Origin of the sequence: Streptomyces sp. CB02261 (assembly GCF_001905665.1) — a bacterium.
Taxonomy (GTDB): Bacteria; Actinomycetota; Actinomycetes; order Streptomycetales; family Streptomycetaceae; genus Streptomyces.
Genome location: NZ_LIVX01000004.1, coordinates 124,691 through 139,642, shown reverse-complemented (window position 1 = coordinate 139,642; position 14,952 = coordinate 124,691). Strand labels below are relative to the sequence as shown.

Annotated in this window: 16 protein-coding genes; 2 read left to right on the top strand and 14 right to left on the bottom strand. The window is 72.8% G+C overall.

The annotated features are described in order from the left end of the window. Positions 1-14 precede the first annotated feature (14 nt). From AMK29_RS14010 to AMK29_RS13980, 7 genes are all read right to left on the bottom strand, one after another. Positions 15-761 (bottom strand): amino acid ABC transporter ATP-binding protein, encoded by a 747-nt coding sequence (locus AMK29_RS14010; protein ID WP_073812489.1) that lies wholly within the window; start codon positions 759-761, stop codon positions 15-17. A gap of 136 nt (positions 762-897) precedes the next feature. Continuing rightward, a complete protein-coding gene (locus AMK29_RS14005) occupies positions 898-1,341 on the bottom strand; it encodes a DUF6278 family protein (protein ID WP_073812487.1) in 444 nt (147 codons plus the stop codon). 93 nt (positions 1,342-1,434) lie between these two features. Continuing rightward, on the bottom strand, positions 1,435-2,214 hold the full coding sequence (locus tag AMK29_RS14000) for an exodeoxyribonuclease III (protein ID WP_073812485.1): 780 nt from the start codon (positions 2,212-2,214) through the stop codon (positions 1,435-1,437). 47 nt (positions 2,215-2,261) lie between these two features. Continuing rightward, positions 2,262-2,894 (bottom strand): MBL fold metallo-hydrolase, encoded by a 633-nt coding sequence (locus tag AMK29_RS13995; protein WP_073812483.1) that lies wholly within the window; start codon positions 2,892-2,894, stop codon positions 2,262-2,264. Between the two features lie 9 nt (positions 2,895-2,903). Further along, the gene (gene pcaDC / locus AMK29_RS13990) at positions 2,904-4,160 is read right to left on the bottom strand and encodes a bifunctional 3-oxoadipate enol-lactonase/4-carboxymuconolactone decarboxylase PcaDC (RefSeq protein ID WP_073812479.1); all 1,257 of its coding nucleotides are present in this window, start codon (positions 4,158-4,160) and stop codon (positions 2,904-2,906) included. 172 nt (positions 4,161-4,332) lie between these two features. Further along, entirely contained in the window at positions 4,333-5,586 is a 1,254-nt protein-coding gene (locus tag AMK29_RS13985) for a DUF2254 family protein (protein WP_079196885.1), read from the bottom strand. Between the two features lie 110 nt (positions 5,587-5,696). After that, complete coding sequence (locus AMK29_RS13980) at positions 5,697-5,882, bottom strand: CsbD family protein (RefSeq protein WP_073812474.1); 186 nt, start codon at positions 5,880-5,882, stop codon at positions 5,697-5,699. Positions 5,883-6,104: 222 nt separating this feature from the next. Between AMK29_RS13980 and AMK29_RS13975 the strand changes: the two genes are divergently transcribed. Then, entirely contained in the window at positions 6,105-6,761 is a 657-nt protein-coding gene (locus tag AMK29_RS13975) for an HdeD family acid-resistance protein (protein WP_073812471.1), read from the top strand. An 83-nt stretch (positions 6,762-6,844) separates the two neighbouring features. Here the strand turns inward: AMK29_RS13975 and AMK29_RS13970 are convergent, their stop codons facing one another. The 7 genes from AMK29_RS13970 to AMK29_RS13940 form a co-directional block, all read right to left on the bottom strand. Next, positions 6,845-7,198 carry a hypothetical protein gene (locus tag AMK29_RS13970; RefSeq protein ID WP_073813776.1) on the bottom strand — a complete coding sequence of 118 codons (354 nt, stop codon included), beginning with the start codon at positions 7,196-7,198 and terminating at the stop codon, positions 6,845-6,847. A gap of 164 nt (positions 7,199-7,362) precedes the next feature. Beyond that, positions 7,363-8,223: an ABC transporter permease gene (locus tag AMK29_RS13965; protein WP_073812468.1), complete on the bottom strand. Its 861-nt coding sequence runs from the start codon at positions 8,221-8,223 to the stop codon at positions 7,363-7,365. Between the two features lie 11 nt (positions 8,224-8,234). Further along, positions 8,235-9,167, bottom strand: coding sequence for an ABC transporter ATP-binding protein (locus tag AMK29_RS13960; protein WP_073812466.1), 933 nt, complete (start codon positions 9,165-9,167; stop codon positions 8,235-8,237). Beyond that, complete coding sequence (locus AMK29_RS13955) at positions 9,164-9,508, bottom strand: transcriptional regulator (RefSeq protein ID WP_073812464.1); 345 nt, start codon at positions 9,506-9,508, stop codon at positions 9,164-9,166. Before AMK29_RS13955 ends, AMK29_RS13960 begins: the two co-directional genes overlap by 4 nt. After that, positions 9,505-10,005, bottom strand: a complete 501-nt coding sequence (locus tag AMK29_RS13950; RefSeq protein WP_338012734.1) for a hypothetical protein — start codon at positions 10,003-10,005, stop codon at positions 9,505-9,507. The genes AMK29_RS13955 and AMK29_RS13950 overlap by 4 nt, the downstream gene beginning before the upstream one ends. A 102-nt stretch (positions 10,006-10,107) precedes the next feature. Then, positions 10,108-11,751: a GDSL-type esterase/lipase family protein gene (locus tag AMK29_RS13945; RefSeq protein ID WP_073812461.1), complete on the bottom strand. Its 1,644-nt coding sequence runs from the start codon at positions 11,749-11,751 to the stop codon at positions 10,108-10,110. 118 nt (positions 11,752-11,869) lie between these two features. Further along, positions 11,870-13,192, bottom strand: a complete 1,323-nt coding sequence (locus AMK29_RS13940) for a hypothetical protein (protein WP_073812458.1) — start codon at positions 13,190-13,192, stop codon at positions 11,870-11,872. A gap of 483 nt (positions 13,193-13,675) precedes the next feature. On the opposite strand from AMK29_RS13940, the gene AMK29_RS13935 reads away from it, so the two are divergent. Beyond that, entirely contained in the window at positions 13,676-14,773 is a 1,098-nt protein-coding gene (locus AMK29_RS13935) for a UDP-glucuronic acid decarboxylase family protein (RefSeq protein WP_073812456.1), read from the top strand. Positions 14,774-14,952 lie beyond the last annotated feature (179 nt).

Genomic DNA, 14,952 nt, shown 5'->3' with positions numbered 1-14,952 from the left:
GGTTCCCGCCCGGCTCAGTGCGTGAGGATCTTGCTGAGGAAGTCCCGGGCGCGCTCGCTGCGCGGGGCCGTGAAGAAGTCCTCCGGCGCGCGGTCCTCGACGATCCTCCCGTCGGCCATGAAGACGACCCGGTTGGCGGCCGAGCGGGCGAAGCCCATCTCGTGGGTGACGACGACCATCGTCATTCCCTCGTGGGCGAGTTGGCGCATGACCTCCAGGACCTCGTTGATCATCTCGGGGTCGAGGGCGGAGGTCGGCTCGTCGAAGAGGAGCGCCTTGGGGTCCATGGCGAGGGCGCGGGCGATGGCCACGCGCTGCTGCTGGCCGCCGGAGAGCTGGGCCGGGTACTTGTCGGCGTGGGCGGCGAGTCCGACCCGGTCGAGGAGTTCGCGTGAACGGCGGTCGGCCTCGGCCTTCCCGCGCCCGCGGACCTTGATCTGCGCGAGGGAGACGTTCGCGAGGACGGTCTTGTGCGCGAAGAGGTTGAACGACTGGAAGACCATGCCGACCTCGGCGCGCAGCCGGGCGAGCGCCTTGCCCTCCTCGGGGAGGGGCTGTCCGTCGATGACGATCTCGCCCGACTCGACGCGCTCCAGGCGGTTCATCGCCCGGCAGAGGGTGGACTTGCCGGAGCCGGACGGGCCGATGACGACGACCACCTCCCCCCGGCCGACGGTGAGATCGATGGACTGGAGGACGTGCAACGTGCCGTAGTGCTTGTTGACGCCACGCAGTTCGATCAGCGGATCGACGACGGCCATACGCTGCCCTGCCCCATTTCTCAGCGGTGTCGTGTCAGCGCAAACTATCCACCGGAAAAGGGACTTCACGCCCGACACGCATGAAACGGGAAAAGCCGTATTTACTGCGGAAGGGTGGTGCGGGCGGGCCTCCGCGTCAGTACTCGGCGGCCTCGGCGTACACGTGGGAGAGCTCCGGGGAGCCGGTCACCGCCCAGTCGAGACCGGCCTCGACGACCTGGATCTCCCGGCCGGAGGCGAGCTGGACCACCGGGCCGCCGTTCGGCCAGACCTGCCAGCGGGCACCCGGCACGTTCCGGACGATCACGGTGCCGAGGTAGAGCCCCGCGTCGTTCCCGATCCAGGGCAGCTCCTCCGGATCGTCACGCCAGCTCGGGGGCAGCTGGTCGAGCTCCTCCAGGGAGCGCGGGGTGTCGTCGAGCTCCACCCCGGCCTCCGCGACACGGGCGCGCAGCAGCTCGCATTCGGCGAGCAGCTCGCCCACTCCCCCGGGGTCGCGGTCGAAGGCCGCGACCAGCGGGGAGTCGACCGGCCGGGGTGCGGACCGTTTGCGCCAGTGGTCGAGAAACGGGATGTTCATCAGAACAGCGTCGCACCGGCACCTCCCGGTCGACCACCCGGCGCGCGGAGATCATCACCGCCGCCGGGGCGGGGCGGGCCGGCCGGACGCGCGCTACACGTCGAGGTCGACGACGACGGGCGCGTGGTCCGACGCGCCCTTGCCCTTGCGCTCCTCACGGTCCACGTAGCTGTCCGTGACCGCTTCGGCGAAGGGCTTGTTGCCGTAGACCAGGTCGATGCGCATGCCCTTGTTCTTGGGGAAGCAGAGCTGGCGGTAGTCCCAGTACGTGAAGGGGTGGTCGTACTTGAGGGGGCGCGGGACGACGTCGGTCAGACCGGTCTCGCGCAGGCCCGCGAGCGCGGCCCGCTCCGGCTCCGTCACGTGCGTGGCGCCCTCGAAGACGGCGATGTCCCAGACGTCGTCGTCGGTCGGGGCGATGTTGTAGTCGCCGAGGACGGCGAAGGGGCGCGCCGCCGCCGCGTCGTCCGCGACGGCCGCCTTGAGCGCCTCCAGCCAGCGCAGCTTGTAGGCGTAGTGCTCGTGGGCCACCTCCCGGCCGTTCGGCACGTACACCGACCAGACGCGAACCGGGCCGCAGGTCGCGGAGATCGCCCGGGGCTCTTCGAGCGCGTCGTAGTCGGGGGCGCCGGGCAGGCCCATGACCACGTCGTCGAGGCCGACGCGGGAGACCAGGGCCACGCCGTTCCACCGGCCCGTGGCGTTGACCACGGACTCGTAGCCGAGGGCGCGCAGCTCCTCGGTGGGGAACTGCTCGGCCGTGCACTTGGTCTCCTGGATGCACAGCACGTCCGTGCCGCTGCTCTCCAGCCAGGCCAGGAGCCGGGGCAGCCGGGCGGTGATCGAATTGACGTTCCAGGTGGCGATGCGCATGTGCGCAAGCCTACGTGCGGGGTCCGACAATCGGCGCCGCGCCGGGCTCAGACCTCGGTGGACGCGCCGGGGGCGAGGCGGTCGTGGTCGGTGCCGCCGAGGGCGCCGATCTGGCGGTCGTAGATGGGCCGGGCGAGGTCCGTGAGCAGGGCGTCGTGGATGTCGTAGGCCCGGCGCGGCTTGACCTCGCGGACGTAGTCGATGACCTCGGAGATCTTGTTCCACGGGGCCATGACGGGGAGCAGCAGCGTGTCCACGGGCCGGTCGGGCACGGTCAGCGCGTCGCCGGGGTGGAAGACGGCGCCGTCGACGAGGTAGCCGACGTTGGTGACACGCGGGATGTCCGGGTGGATCACCGCGTGCAGCTCGCCGTGGACCTCGACGTCGAACCCGGCCGCCGTGAACGTGTCGCCGTGCCCGACGGTGTGCACCCGCCCGGGGAAGGCCGCCGAGAGCTGGTCGGCGACGCTGCGCAGGGTCCAGATCTCGGCGGCCGGGGAGGCCTCCAGGGCGGCGCGGAGGCGGCCCTCGTCGAAGTGGTCGGGGTGCTCGTGCGTGACGAGGAGGGCGTCGGCCCCGACGACGGCGTCCTCCTCGGTGAACGTGCCGGGGTCGAGGACGAGCGTCCGTCCGTCCTTCTCCAGGCGCACGCAGGCGTGGGACTTCTTCGTCAGCTTCACGGGGCCAGGTTACGCCGGGGGCGTGGTCTCCTCCTCGACGACGCGGGCCACCACCCGGAGCGCGGTGTCGGCGGCGGGGAGGCCGCAGTACACGCCCGCGTGGATCACGATCTCCCGCAGCTCCTCGGCCGAGAGGCCGTTGCGGAGGGCGGCGCGGGTGTGGTCGGCGAGGGCCTCGCGGTGGCCTCCGGCGATGAGGGCGGTGAGGGTGACGACGCTGCGGGTGCGCCGGTCGAGGCCCTCGCGGCTCCAGACCTCGCCCCACGCGTAGCGGGTGACCAGATCCTGGAAGGCGCCGTCGGGGTCGGCGGCGAGGGCCTGGTCGACGTGGGCGTCGCCGAGGACCTGGCGGCGCAGCCCGATCCCCTTCTCGTACGGGTCGGGGCGCGCGGCACCGTCGGCCTCGGCGGACGGGGCGGGCTCCGCCGTCACGACGGGGACGGGGGTCGCGGGCAGGGGCGGCACGATCAGGGCGCCGCTGGTGTCGGGGGCGGTGCCGGCGAAGTGGTCGATGAGCAGGTCGGTGACGGCGGCCGGCTGCTCGACGGGCGCGAGGTGGGAGGCGCCGGGGACGACCGCGAGCCGGGCGTCGGCGATGCCGGCGACGAGGGTCCTGGCCTCGGCGGGGCCGGTGACCTGGTCCTCGGAGCCGACGAGGACCAGGGCGGGGACGCCGATGCGGCCGAGGGCCTCGCGGACGTCGAAGACGGCGAGGGCCTCGCAGGCGGCGGTGTAGCAGGCGGGGTCGGTCGTCCGGACCATCTGGACGGCCCAGTCCACGATCGCGGGCTGCGCGCCGGCGAACACGGAGGTGAACCACTGCTCGGGGGCGGCGCGGGCCATCGGCTCCAGACCGTTGGCGCGGACGATGACTCCGCGCTGGCGGAACTCGTCGGCGCTGCCGAACCGCGGCGAGGTGGCGACCAGGGCGAGGGAGGCGACCCGGTGGGGTGCGCGCAGGGCCAGGTCGAGGCCGACGGCGCCGCCGAGGGAGCACCCGGCGTACCCGAAGCGCTGGACGCCGATCGCGTCGAGGGTGGCGAGGAGCCGGTCGCCGAGCTCCGCGACGGAGGTGAAGGGCTGGGCGGGCGCGCCACCGTGCCCGGGCAGGTCGAAACGGACGACCCGCCAGTCCCGGGTGAGCTCGGGTATCTGCCGGTCCCACATGTGGAATGTGGTGCCCAGCGAGGGCCCGAGAACCAGGACCGGAGCGTCTTCTCGCCCGTCGGAGCGATATTGCAGGGTGTTCGTCGGTGTCTCACTCACCCGCCCGACCCTCTCATCTCTCCCGACCGCCCGGGCGACTGGGGCATGGCTGTACGGGTCCGCGCCGGTGGGAGGCCTCCCGAGCAGGGCGGCGGCGGGCTGACGGCCGCCGCTCAGGCCCGGGTCCGGGTCCGGGTCCGGACGAGCGGGTACGTCCGTCGCCGGTCCGCGCTCAGGGCGGGGTCCAGACGAACGGGTACGTCCTGCCGCCGGTCCGCTCGACCTGGTGGAGCCGCTCGCGCACGGGGGCGCGCCGGTCCTCGGGGGTGTGCTCCAGCAGCGTGTGCAGGAGGTCGCGGGTCCGGCGCAGGGCCATCGGGGAGCCGGTGGCGGCGAGGGCCACGTCGTCGACGGCGGTCCGGACGTACCGGTCCCAGTCCGGCACCGGGACGCTCACCCTCGTCCGTCCGGCGGGGTCGTCGAACCGGCCGACGTCCAGGTCCCGATCGGCGAGGCGGACCAGCAGGCCCTCCATGCGGTCCAGGGCCTCCACCGCCGTGGCCGGGTCGTTCACCGCGGGCGAGAGGGCGCGGAGGGCGATGTCGGCGAGCAGCCTGAGGGGCAGTTCGGGGTCCTGGTCGAAGGTCCGCTCGACCCCGGTCACCAGGGCCGGGCGGAGGGCCTTCTCCCACGCGCCGCCCGGGGTCACCCGGGCGATCACCGTTCCTTCCGTCAGGGTCGTCCCCGGGGAGACGTGGAAGGCGACCGAGAGATCGTGCTCCCGGGCGAGGTCCAGGAGGGCGGCTACGTTGACGACCTGAAGCACCGCCGACGGCCCCGTCCAGCGGACCGCCGTGCCCGGGCCGGCCGCCGGGGGCTGCGGTGCGGCGACCGCTCCGGGGACGTGCGGACGGACGTACAGGGTGTCGTACAGGCGGTGGGCGCGGGCGGCGATCGCCGTGAGCGCGTGGCCGAGCTGGATCGAGTCGAAGGCCTTCATCTGGAGCGTGCGCATCAGGCCGAGCGCCAGCAGGGAGAGGAGCATGGCCGCGGCCGGGACGAGGACGGAGACGGTCTTCCGGGCACCGATGGCCAGGCCCGAGGTGATGCAGAAGACGAACACGCCGATGGTGAGGGCGAACGTCCGCCACACGATCGGTTCCTGGCGGAACAGGCTGAGGCGGGGGGTGAACGCGCTCGCGGAGAACTGCACGACCAGGAAGAGCACCGAGTAGATGATGCTCACCAGGCTGATGACGCCGAAGCCCAGGGTGAACAGCACACCGACCACCCGGCCCGCGTCCGCCCGGGGGCCCACGGTGATCAGGGGGCCCAGGAGACCCAGCCCGAGGCCTGCCGCCGCGCACACCAGCTGGGACAGGTCCCTGCGCATCGCGCGCGTGGGCCGCCGGAACGACGCGGTCCGCCAGCGCCATCGCCATCGCCGTACCCACGGGTGGGCGGGGTCAGGGGGGTGGTCGGGCATCCGGTCTCCTCCGGGGTCACGCCGCGGTCGACGAGCGGCTCGCCTCGCCGCCCACCGTGGGCACGAGCGACGTCAGGGCCCGGTGCGCCGGCGGTTCCACGGCGCGCGCCTCACGAACGGCCTCTCCTGAGCGAGTCCCTGACGCCCCGGGCGCGCTCACGGATGTCCCGCGCGGCCTCCCTGGCCTTCGCCCTCGCCTGGTCGGTCCTGCCCTCCGACTCGAGCCTCTGGTCGCCGGTGACCTTTCCGGCGATCTCCTTGATCCTGCCCTTGAACCTGTCCGTGGCACCACTCATGTCCGTGCCTCCTCCGCAGTCCCTCCATGGTCGCCGCTGTCTCCCGCTCCGCGCATCTCGATGCGGGGGCGGGACCGTGGGCCGCCGAGCTGAGGCGGCGGGCAGGGGGCGGGTGCACACTGGTCCTGAAGCTCGGCATGCCCCTCGTCCCGGCCCTCCGCGGCCAGGCCCGAGGCCTCTCCGACGGGCTCCGTAACCACGGGGCGAGTGTGAGGAGGACACATGGCAACGTCACAGGGTTCCGCGTCCCCGGCCGGACCGGAGCACGGGGCCGGCAGGGCGTCTCCCGCGCCCGCGGTCGACCCGGCGGACCAGCTGGCGCGCCTCGGCCGCTCGTGGGTCTGGCTCCTCGCCGCCGCGGTGGCGACGCTCGTCCCGGGCATCCTCGCGCTCGTCTGGCCGGACGTCACCCTGCACGTCCTGGCCGTGCTCATCGGGGTGTACCTGCTGCTGGCGGGTGCCTTCCGGTTCGTGGCCGTGTTCGGGCGGGACAGCGACCGCGTCCCCGGCCTGCTCGTGGCCGTCCTGTGTGTCCTGGGCGGGGTGCTGTGCCTGCGGAACCCGCTCCAGACGATCGCCGCGCTCTCGCTGATCACCGGCGCCGTCTGGCTGGTGTCCGGCATCGTCACCCTCTACACGGCCATCGCCACCCCGGACATGCCGCACCGCGGCATCGTGATGGCCGTCGGAGCCCTCGGCATCGTCGCGGGGATCGTGGTCCTGGCGCTGCCGACGGAGTCGGCCCGGACCCTGACCAGGCTCCTCGGCCTGTGGCTCGTCCTCCTCGGCCTGGCCGAGGCGGCCGTCGCGCTGGCATGGCGGTCGGCACTGCGCCGGTCCGGCCTCACGGGCAGGGACGCACCGGGCCCGGCCCTCTGACGGCCGCGCCGACCGCTCCCGCACGGGTGAACTCCCGCGCCCCCGCCGGCCTGTCGGCGGGGGCCCGTGGGTCCGGCACGGGCTCAGCGGAACGCGTGGATCACCTGGATCTCGCCGATGATGTGGGCGTTGAAGTCGTCCAGCTCCTCGGCCGGAACCCAGAGTTCGAGGATCGTCCGCCCGCCGGCCTGCTGGACGGGATACCGACGCAGGAACTCCGCGTCGACCTCGAACCGGGTGACGAAGCCCGCACCACTGTGTTTCACGTTCCAGTCGCGCGCGATCCTGATCGCGTAGTCCTCGTCGAGGACCGGGTAGAAGATCGGCTGCTCGGGGAGGCGGGGCGGCCACGCGCGCCAGTTCAGCTCGCGGACCAGGTCCAGCTCCTCGGGGCCGGTGGGGCGCCAGAGGGTCGTCGTCGCACGCCGGCTGGTCATGTGCATCGCTCTCCGAAGGGGACGCCGACGGTCCCGGCGGCCGGGAGCCCGGACCCTACCGGCGCCGGGAACCCGGCGGCCACGCGATTTCGGTGACGCCGTGCCCTCGCACGGCCGTCTCCCGGGGGCGCGTCCTTCGCGCGCCACGGGTCGGGTCCGGCTGCCTACGCGGCCAGCGCGCCGCTCTGTGTCACCTTGTGGCGGCGGGCGGTCAGCCGCGAGCCGGACTCTCGGCGGGCGGCGCGGCGGAGGAGCGGGACCGCGAGGAGGAATCCGATGACCGCCCAGGCCGTGAGGACCAGGGCGACCATGGGCAGTTCCCAGGAGCCGGCCGCCTCGGCGGTCCGTGCCGAGTCCGGGAGCAGTGCCGAACGCATGCCCTGCGCCATCCATTTGAGCGGAAAGACGGCGGCTACGTGCTGGACCGGCGCGGGCAGTGCGGTGAGGGGGAACACCGTCCCCGAGGTGAGCAGCAGCCCCATCGTCGGCAGCATGATCAACGCCAGGGCCTCACGGGGGTTGGGCAGTACGGCGCCGATGGCCGCGCCGAGCGGTATGACGGCGAGCAGCCCGAGTGTGGTGACCCAGAGCAGCGTCAGCCAGTCGCCCGGCCCGTGCGGTAGTGGCCCGTCCACCAGCAGCGCCCCGGCGATCAGGAGCAGCGCCAGGGTGCCGGTGGCGAGGGCGACCATCAGCAGGCACTTGGCGATGAGGTAGGCCGGTATCCCGCCGGGCGTGGCGCGCAGCCGCAGCAACGCGCCCTCCTCCCGCTCGGTGACGAGGATCTGCGGGAGGTTGATCAGCCCGACCTGGAACAGCAGGTAGGCGGCGAAGCCTGCCAGCACCAGGTGTGTCATCGGGGTTCGGGTCCCGGGCACGTCATCGCTGATGTAGGCGGCGACGAGCAACGCGACGATCACGTTGGTCAGGTGGCCGGTCATCTCCTTGCCGTTGCGCAGGAGGTGCCGCAGCTCGATTCCGCCGCGCCGGAGTCCGGCACGCCAGCTCTTCGTCCTGTTCGTCATGTGGGTTCCCCTCATGCGGCCGGTGCCTCCTCGGTTGTGTCCCGGTCCGTGCCGTCTGCCTCGTCCGTGCCCTCGGCCTCCGTGTGCACCATGTGCAGGTAGGTGTCCTCCAGCGTCGGGCGGAGGACCTCCAGGTCGGCGATCGGGCCGTCCGCGTGCCGGTGGAGTTCCCAGACCAGCCGTGAGGGGTCCTCTGTGCGTGTGCGGCGGGGTGTTCCGTCGTCGGCCGTCCAGCGGACCTCGGCCTGGGCGGCGGCTCGCCGGGCCAGTTCCGCGGGTGTGCCACAGGCCCGGATCCGGCCGCCGACGAGCATGGCGATCCGGTCGGCGAGCCGCTCGGCCTCCGCCAGGTCGTGGGTGGTGAGCAGGACGGTGACACCTTCGTCGCGGGCCAGCTGTTCGACGAGGAGGTGGAATTCGTGCCGTGCCTGAGGGTCGAAGCCGGTGGTCGGCTCGTCGAGGAAGAGGAGTTCGGGGCGGCCGACGATGCCGAGTGCGACGTCGAGGCGCCGGCGCTGGCCGCCGGACAGCCGGTCCACCTGCTGGCCGGCCTGTTCGGTGAGGCCGACCAGGGCCAGCAGTTCGGCCGGGTCGCGCGGGTCGGGGTAGTAGGTCGCGAAGTGGGCCAGCAGCTCGGCGACCCGCCAGCGGCGGTGGTCCCGCCAGGACTGCAGGACCAGGCCGATCCGGGCCCGCCACGCGTCGCCGCCCCGCTCGGGGTCCGTGCCGAGGACGCTCGCCTCCCCGCCGGAGCGCTGCCGGAAGCCTTCCAGGATCTCGACGGTCGTGGTCTTGCCGGCACCGTTGGGTCCGAGCAGCGCGAAGACCTCGCCGCGGTGGATGTCCAGATCGACTCCGCGCAGGACGTCGGCAGCGCCGTACGTCATGGTCAGATCGCGTGCCCGGATCACGGGCTGGACGCCGGTGCGCCCGACTGCCGTCATCGGCCCGCCTCCGCGTGGGGCTGCCGTGGTGCCGCCCCGGTCGCCGGTCCGGCGCTGTCGACGATGGCCCGGAGTGCCGCCACGTGTCCCTCGAAGGCGGTGCGGCCGCGGTCCGTCAGCCGCACCTTCGTGCGGCGGTTGCGGCCACCGCCCTCCTTCTGGATCTCCAGGTACCCGGCCCCCTCCAAGGTGTGCAGCTGCTTGGAGAGCGCGGAGTCGCTGAGTGAGAGGCTGTCGCGGACGAAGGCGAAATCCGCCCACTCGGTGGCGGCCAGCAGCGCGACCACCGACAGGCGGGTGGCGGGGTGGATCAGCTCGTCGAAGCCGGCTGGGGGGTTCACCGGCCCGCCTCCTGTTCGGCCGCGGCTTCGCCGGCGCCGCGCACCGACTCGGCCGCCCAGCGGTTGGTGGGACCGAGGCAGAGCAGGTACACGACCACTGCGGCCGTGGCCTGGATGAGGCCCGCGTAGATCGGCTTCAGCGGCTCGGTCAGGTGGTCCGACAGCACGATCGTCCCGCCGACCAGCACCGCCGCCGCACCGAACGCGGCCCACATACGCCCGGGGTAGCGAGTGTGGTGCAGTTGCATCCGGTTCCTGCGGTTGTTCCTCACGATCAGCGCGCTCAACAGGCCGACGTAGGCGGCGATGAACAGTCCGACGCCCCACTGGGGCAGGTCCATGCCGACGCCCACGAGGAACAGCCACATGAGCGCGGCCGTGCCGTACGTCATGCCGCGTCCGCCTGACGCGGAGCGCTCGAACTCGTCGTACACCCGCTCCTGCGGCACTCGGATGCGCTGGAGATCCTGCCATGCCTGTTCGGCGTCCACCGGCATGCTCACGGCCATCGTCCTCCTGTGCCCGTTTACTTTCCTACCAGGAAAGTTACCTTCGGCTTTCCTGGTAGGCAAGTGGGCGGCCCCAGCATCAGGAGCCCTCTAGCGACTGACCGCGTCGAGGTCGACGGTGTCCGCGATGGCTCGCATGCCGGCCGCGTTCGGGTGCAGGTGGTCGCCGCTGTCGTAGGCGCCGGCCAGGGTCGTGGGGTCGGTTTCGGCGGCGAGTGCGGCGGCGGTGTCGAAGTGTCCGTCGAGGTTGCCCGGGGTCCGGATCCAGTCGTTGACCTGGCGGCGGACGGCCTCACCCGCCGTCGTGTAGTAGGCCGCGCCCCTGTACGGCAGGAGCGTCGCGCCGAAGACCTTGACGCCCTTGGCGTGGGCGGCGGTGACGATCGCGCGGTAGCCGTCGATGAGGTGACGCGCGGTCAGGGGCGCGCCGTCCGGGCCGGCGTCGTTGCCGATGTCGTTGATCCCTTCGAGCAGGATCACGGCGGTCACGCCCGGCTGGTCGAGTGCGTCGGCGGAGAAGCGGGTGACGCCGCTGACGCCCTGGACGGTCGCGGGCGAGTCGGTCAGGACGCGGTTGCCGCCGATGCCGAGGTTGACCACGCCCGGTGCCCGCTCGCCCCGTTCGCCGCGCAGTGTCTCGGCGAGGAGGTTCGGCCAGCGCTGGTTGCGTCCCCTGGGTGAGCTGGATCCGTCCGTGATCGAGTCGCCGAAGGCGACGATCGTGCCGGCCGCGGTGGTGGACACCAGGTCCACACCGGACAGGAAGTACCAGGAGGAGTCACTGCTCGTGTAGTCCGCGCCGCTGTCGTCGGCGCTGTGGTCGCCGGTGCGGGAGATGTACGTGGTGTCGAAGGCGAGGGCGTGCCAGGTCGAGGGGCCGGTCGTCGCGGGGAGGTACACGCTGACGAGCAGGTTCTGTCCGGCGGTGACCGGCATGGGCAGCGGATCCGTGCGCAGCTCCGCCCCGGCGGCGAGGGTGGTTCCGGTCGCGCCGCCGAAGGTGGCGGTGCGGTGCGAGCCGGCGACGGCGCTCGGGCCGGAGGACTGGAAGGCGACGTCGACCCTGCCGATGGTCAGGGGGGCGGCGCCGTACCGGTTGGACAGCTTGATCCGCGGCGCGGTGCCGGTCGCTTCCGCGTGGACGACCATGCGGACGGTCTGGGCGCTGAAGGAACGGCCCTTCCCCACGACGCCGTTGGCCCAGGCGCCGACGCGCGGCAGCGCCGTCAGTCTCCAACGCCGGTCGCCGCGGTGGTGCGCCGGCGACTGGAGCACCGGCGTGCCGGTGCCGTCGGAGGCGACGTCGGTCCCGGCGGCCACGTTGCCGATCCGGTGGCCCCCGTCGGGGTCGGGGGTGATACGCCACCGCTGCCGGGGCTCCGCGGTGCACGGGTTCAGTCGCAGCTGGGTGCCCGCGTCGGCGGTGCCGTCGGTGTCCAGGCACAGGCCGCTGTGCACGCTGACCACCCGGAAGGCGCCGTCACCCGTGGAGATGAGCGACCACTGCTGGCCGGCGCCCTTGTGAAGGGGCCGCTGCGCGAGGTCCGCGTCCTCCGCCGTGGAGCCGCCGGCGGCGTCGAGGGCCTGGTGGCCGCGGAGGCCCGTGATCACGTGGACGCCGTCCTCGACCGGCTCGGCGCCGCTTCCCGAGGCGCTCGGCGGGCTCACGGACAGCAGGACGACGGCGGACACCAGCGCGAGGCGGGCCGTCGGGATTCTGTAGCGGCGGAACACGGAGTCTCCTCGGGCCCGGCCTTCGTCCCCGGAGGGAGCACGTGATCTCAAGGAGAGTCACGGTACCGGAGCGGCCCTCGTGTCCTGGCGGGGTCCGCTCCGGCAAGCCGCGCCCGTCTCACGCCGGCGGGGCCGGGTCCCTCGGCCGTGCCGTGTCGTCGGACGGCGTTCCCGCGCCCAGGAACTCCACCACCGCCAGCGCGCACAGCAGCGCGAGCGCCAGGCCGACGACGACCCAGCCGGTGGGGTAGGACCAGAGGAGGTAGACGACGAGGGCCGCCACGACGAGCACCCAGACGATCCAGGTGCGGTAGCGGCGGACGAAGGGGCCCACCGGGCCCGTCCGCAGGCCGGCGTGGTCGGCCGTGGCGCGGGCCGAGCCGATGCCGGAGGTCCACAGGCCCCTGACGAGACCGGCGTGGCGGCCGGGCCCGGTGAGCCAGGCGGCCAGGGCGATGACGACGCCCAGGACGACGACCATCCTGATCATGGTGTGGAGCAGGTCGGTCATCGTGTCGTAGACGGCTCCGGCGGCTCCCTGGGAGACCCCGGCGGGCAGCGCGTCGAGGTAGATCGCGCGGAAGACGCGGAGCCCGATGCCGAGCAGCCCCGTCGTGACGGCCACCGCGAGGGCGCCCGCGACCAGGGCCCTGCGTCGCCGCCGGGCGAGGAGGACCCCGCCCGCCACCAGGAGGACGGCGAGCACCGGCAGCCAGTTGCCGACGATCTGCAGGATGCGTACGTAGGTCTTGACCTTGCCGATGTCGTCGGACCTGACGAGGGTGAAGTCGGTGTGGATCTCCGGGATCCGTGCGGCGACCTGCATCCCCTCGTCCACGAGGCGCTGCTTCACCCGCTCGACGACGGGAGCCAGATCGAGGGTGACCGTGTCGTTCTCCAGGCGCACCGCACCGCCGCCGCTGCCCGTGAGGGCCTTGTTCAGGGAGGCGTGGACCGCGCGGTTGGCCTCCGTCCAGATGGTCTCGAAGGTCTCCGAGGCGGCGATCTCCCGCGCCTTGTCGTTCACGAAGCTGCGGACCGCGTTCTCCAGGGAGTCGCCCAGCTTCCCGAGCGCCTTCTCCAGGCGGGGCCGTTCCTCCGGGGCCGCGTCGGAGAGGAGGGTCGACAGGTCGATGTGCTGCATGAGCGCGTCGGTGACCCTGGCGGCGACGGCGTCCTGGACGGCGGGATCGGAGGCGAGCGGGGCCACGGTCGCCACGTAGCGGTCGGTGTCGCCCACTTCGTCGGCCGCCCAGGCGGAGACGACGCCGAGGGGGGCGAGCACACAGCCGAGGATGATCAGTACGGCGGCGAGAAAGGACCTGACCCGGTGCCGCGGCGGCCGCGCCCGGTCCGCTTCGAGCGTCGCCACCCGGCTGCGGAGCTCCTGGAGTTCCGATGTCCCCCCGTCGTCCCGCGCGGCCGCTCCCTCGTCCGACACCGGCGCCTCCTCGTCCGCGATGACCGCTGTGCGTCCCAGCCGACCCCGATCCGCCCGGGCGCGCGAGCAGGGTGGCCCTTTCGGGCGACGGGGCGTCCTCGATGGCTGGATTTCGACGCCGGGCCGGCCCGTCCCGGGACCGCGGATCTCGAACACGCGCACGCAGGACACGCGTGCAAAGAACCGCTTTTCGGACAGGCATACGCGACCCGGGCTCACACATGCGTGTGACCCCGAGGGATTACGCCGTTCGAAAGCGCGCTCAAGCCCGCACGGGGTCGTACGTCCGTGCGCTCCCCCTCGTGCTACCGCCGAACAGCTCAGTGGCCGATTTGCCTCCCGAAAAACAACTACATATGCCCATACCCTCGCCCTACGTTTTCCGAGTGCGCTCCGTTTGTCGGCTCGTCCGGTCATCTGTCCACTCCTGCCGGTGGGCGCGGGGCGCGAGGCCATTCCGCATCCCATTTCCTGGAGAGACACATGCGCGTTGCCGTAACCGGTGGCGGGGGCTTCCTTGGGTCACACCTGTGCGAGACGCTGCTGCGGCGCGGCGATTCGGTGGTGTGCCTGGACAACTTCTCGACGGGTGACCCCGCGAACATCGCCCATCTCCTGCCCCACCCGGCCTTCGAGTTCCAGCACGCCGACGTGAGCGTGGCCGTGGAGGTCGCGGGCCGCGTCGACGCCGTCGCCCACCTGGCGTCCCCCGCCTCCCCGCCCGACTACCTGAGACAGCCGCTGGAGACCCTCGCGGTCGGCAGTCGCGGCACCGAGAACGCCCTGCGCCTGGCGCTGCGGGACGACGCCCGCTTCATCCTCGCGTCGACCAGCGAGATCTACGGCGACCCCCTGGTCCACCCGCAGGAGGAGTCGTACTGGGGCAACGTCAACTCCGTCGGCCCGCGCAGTGTCTACGACGAGGCGAAACGATACGCCGAGGCTCTCTCGGCCGCGTACCACCGCACGCACGGCCTCGACGTGGGCATCGCGCGGATCTTCAACACCTACGGCCCGCGGATGCGCCCGCACGACGGCCGTGTGGTGTCCAGCTTCATCACCCAGGCCCTGACGGGCGAACCGCTCACCATCTACGGCGACGGCAAGCAGACGCGCAGCTTCTGCTACGTGGACGACCTGGTCCGCGGTCTCGTCGCCCTCCTCGACTCGACCCGGCTGGGCCCGTTCAACCTCGGCAACCCGGTCGAGCGCACCGTCTCGGACCTCGCCGAGATCGTCCTGACGATGACCGGCTCGCGCTCCGAGGTGAAGTACCACCCGCTGCCGGTCGACGACCCGATCCGCCGCCGCCCGGTGATCACCCTCGCCCGCGAGGTGCTGGGCTGGGAGCCGGAGATCGACATCACCGAGGGTCTGGGCCGGACCGTCGCGTACTTCGCGGCCCGCCCGGACCAGCTCGCCGTGTCCGCCGCGGCGATCCGCGGCTGCCAGAGCGAGACCGTGCCGCTGATGGCAACTCCGTCCCCGGTCGGCACGCCGCAGGCGATCCCCGGCCCTGCGGCCGCCTCCGGAACCCTGGCGGCCGCAGCCGCTCCCGAGCCGTCCGCCTCCGGAGGCTGATCCCGGCGGCGCCGGCGGCCGGCGGACCGGGCCCGCCACGCCCTCGGCGCGTGTCCGGCGGATCGGGGCCGCCATCTCCGGACACCCCCTCAGGGGTGTCCTGTGGATCAGGCCGGGCTCACGACGCCTGGCCTGATCGACAGGACACCTCCGGCCACTCCCCCACCCCCACGTGTCGC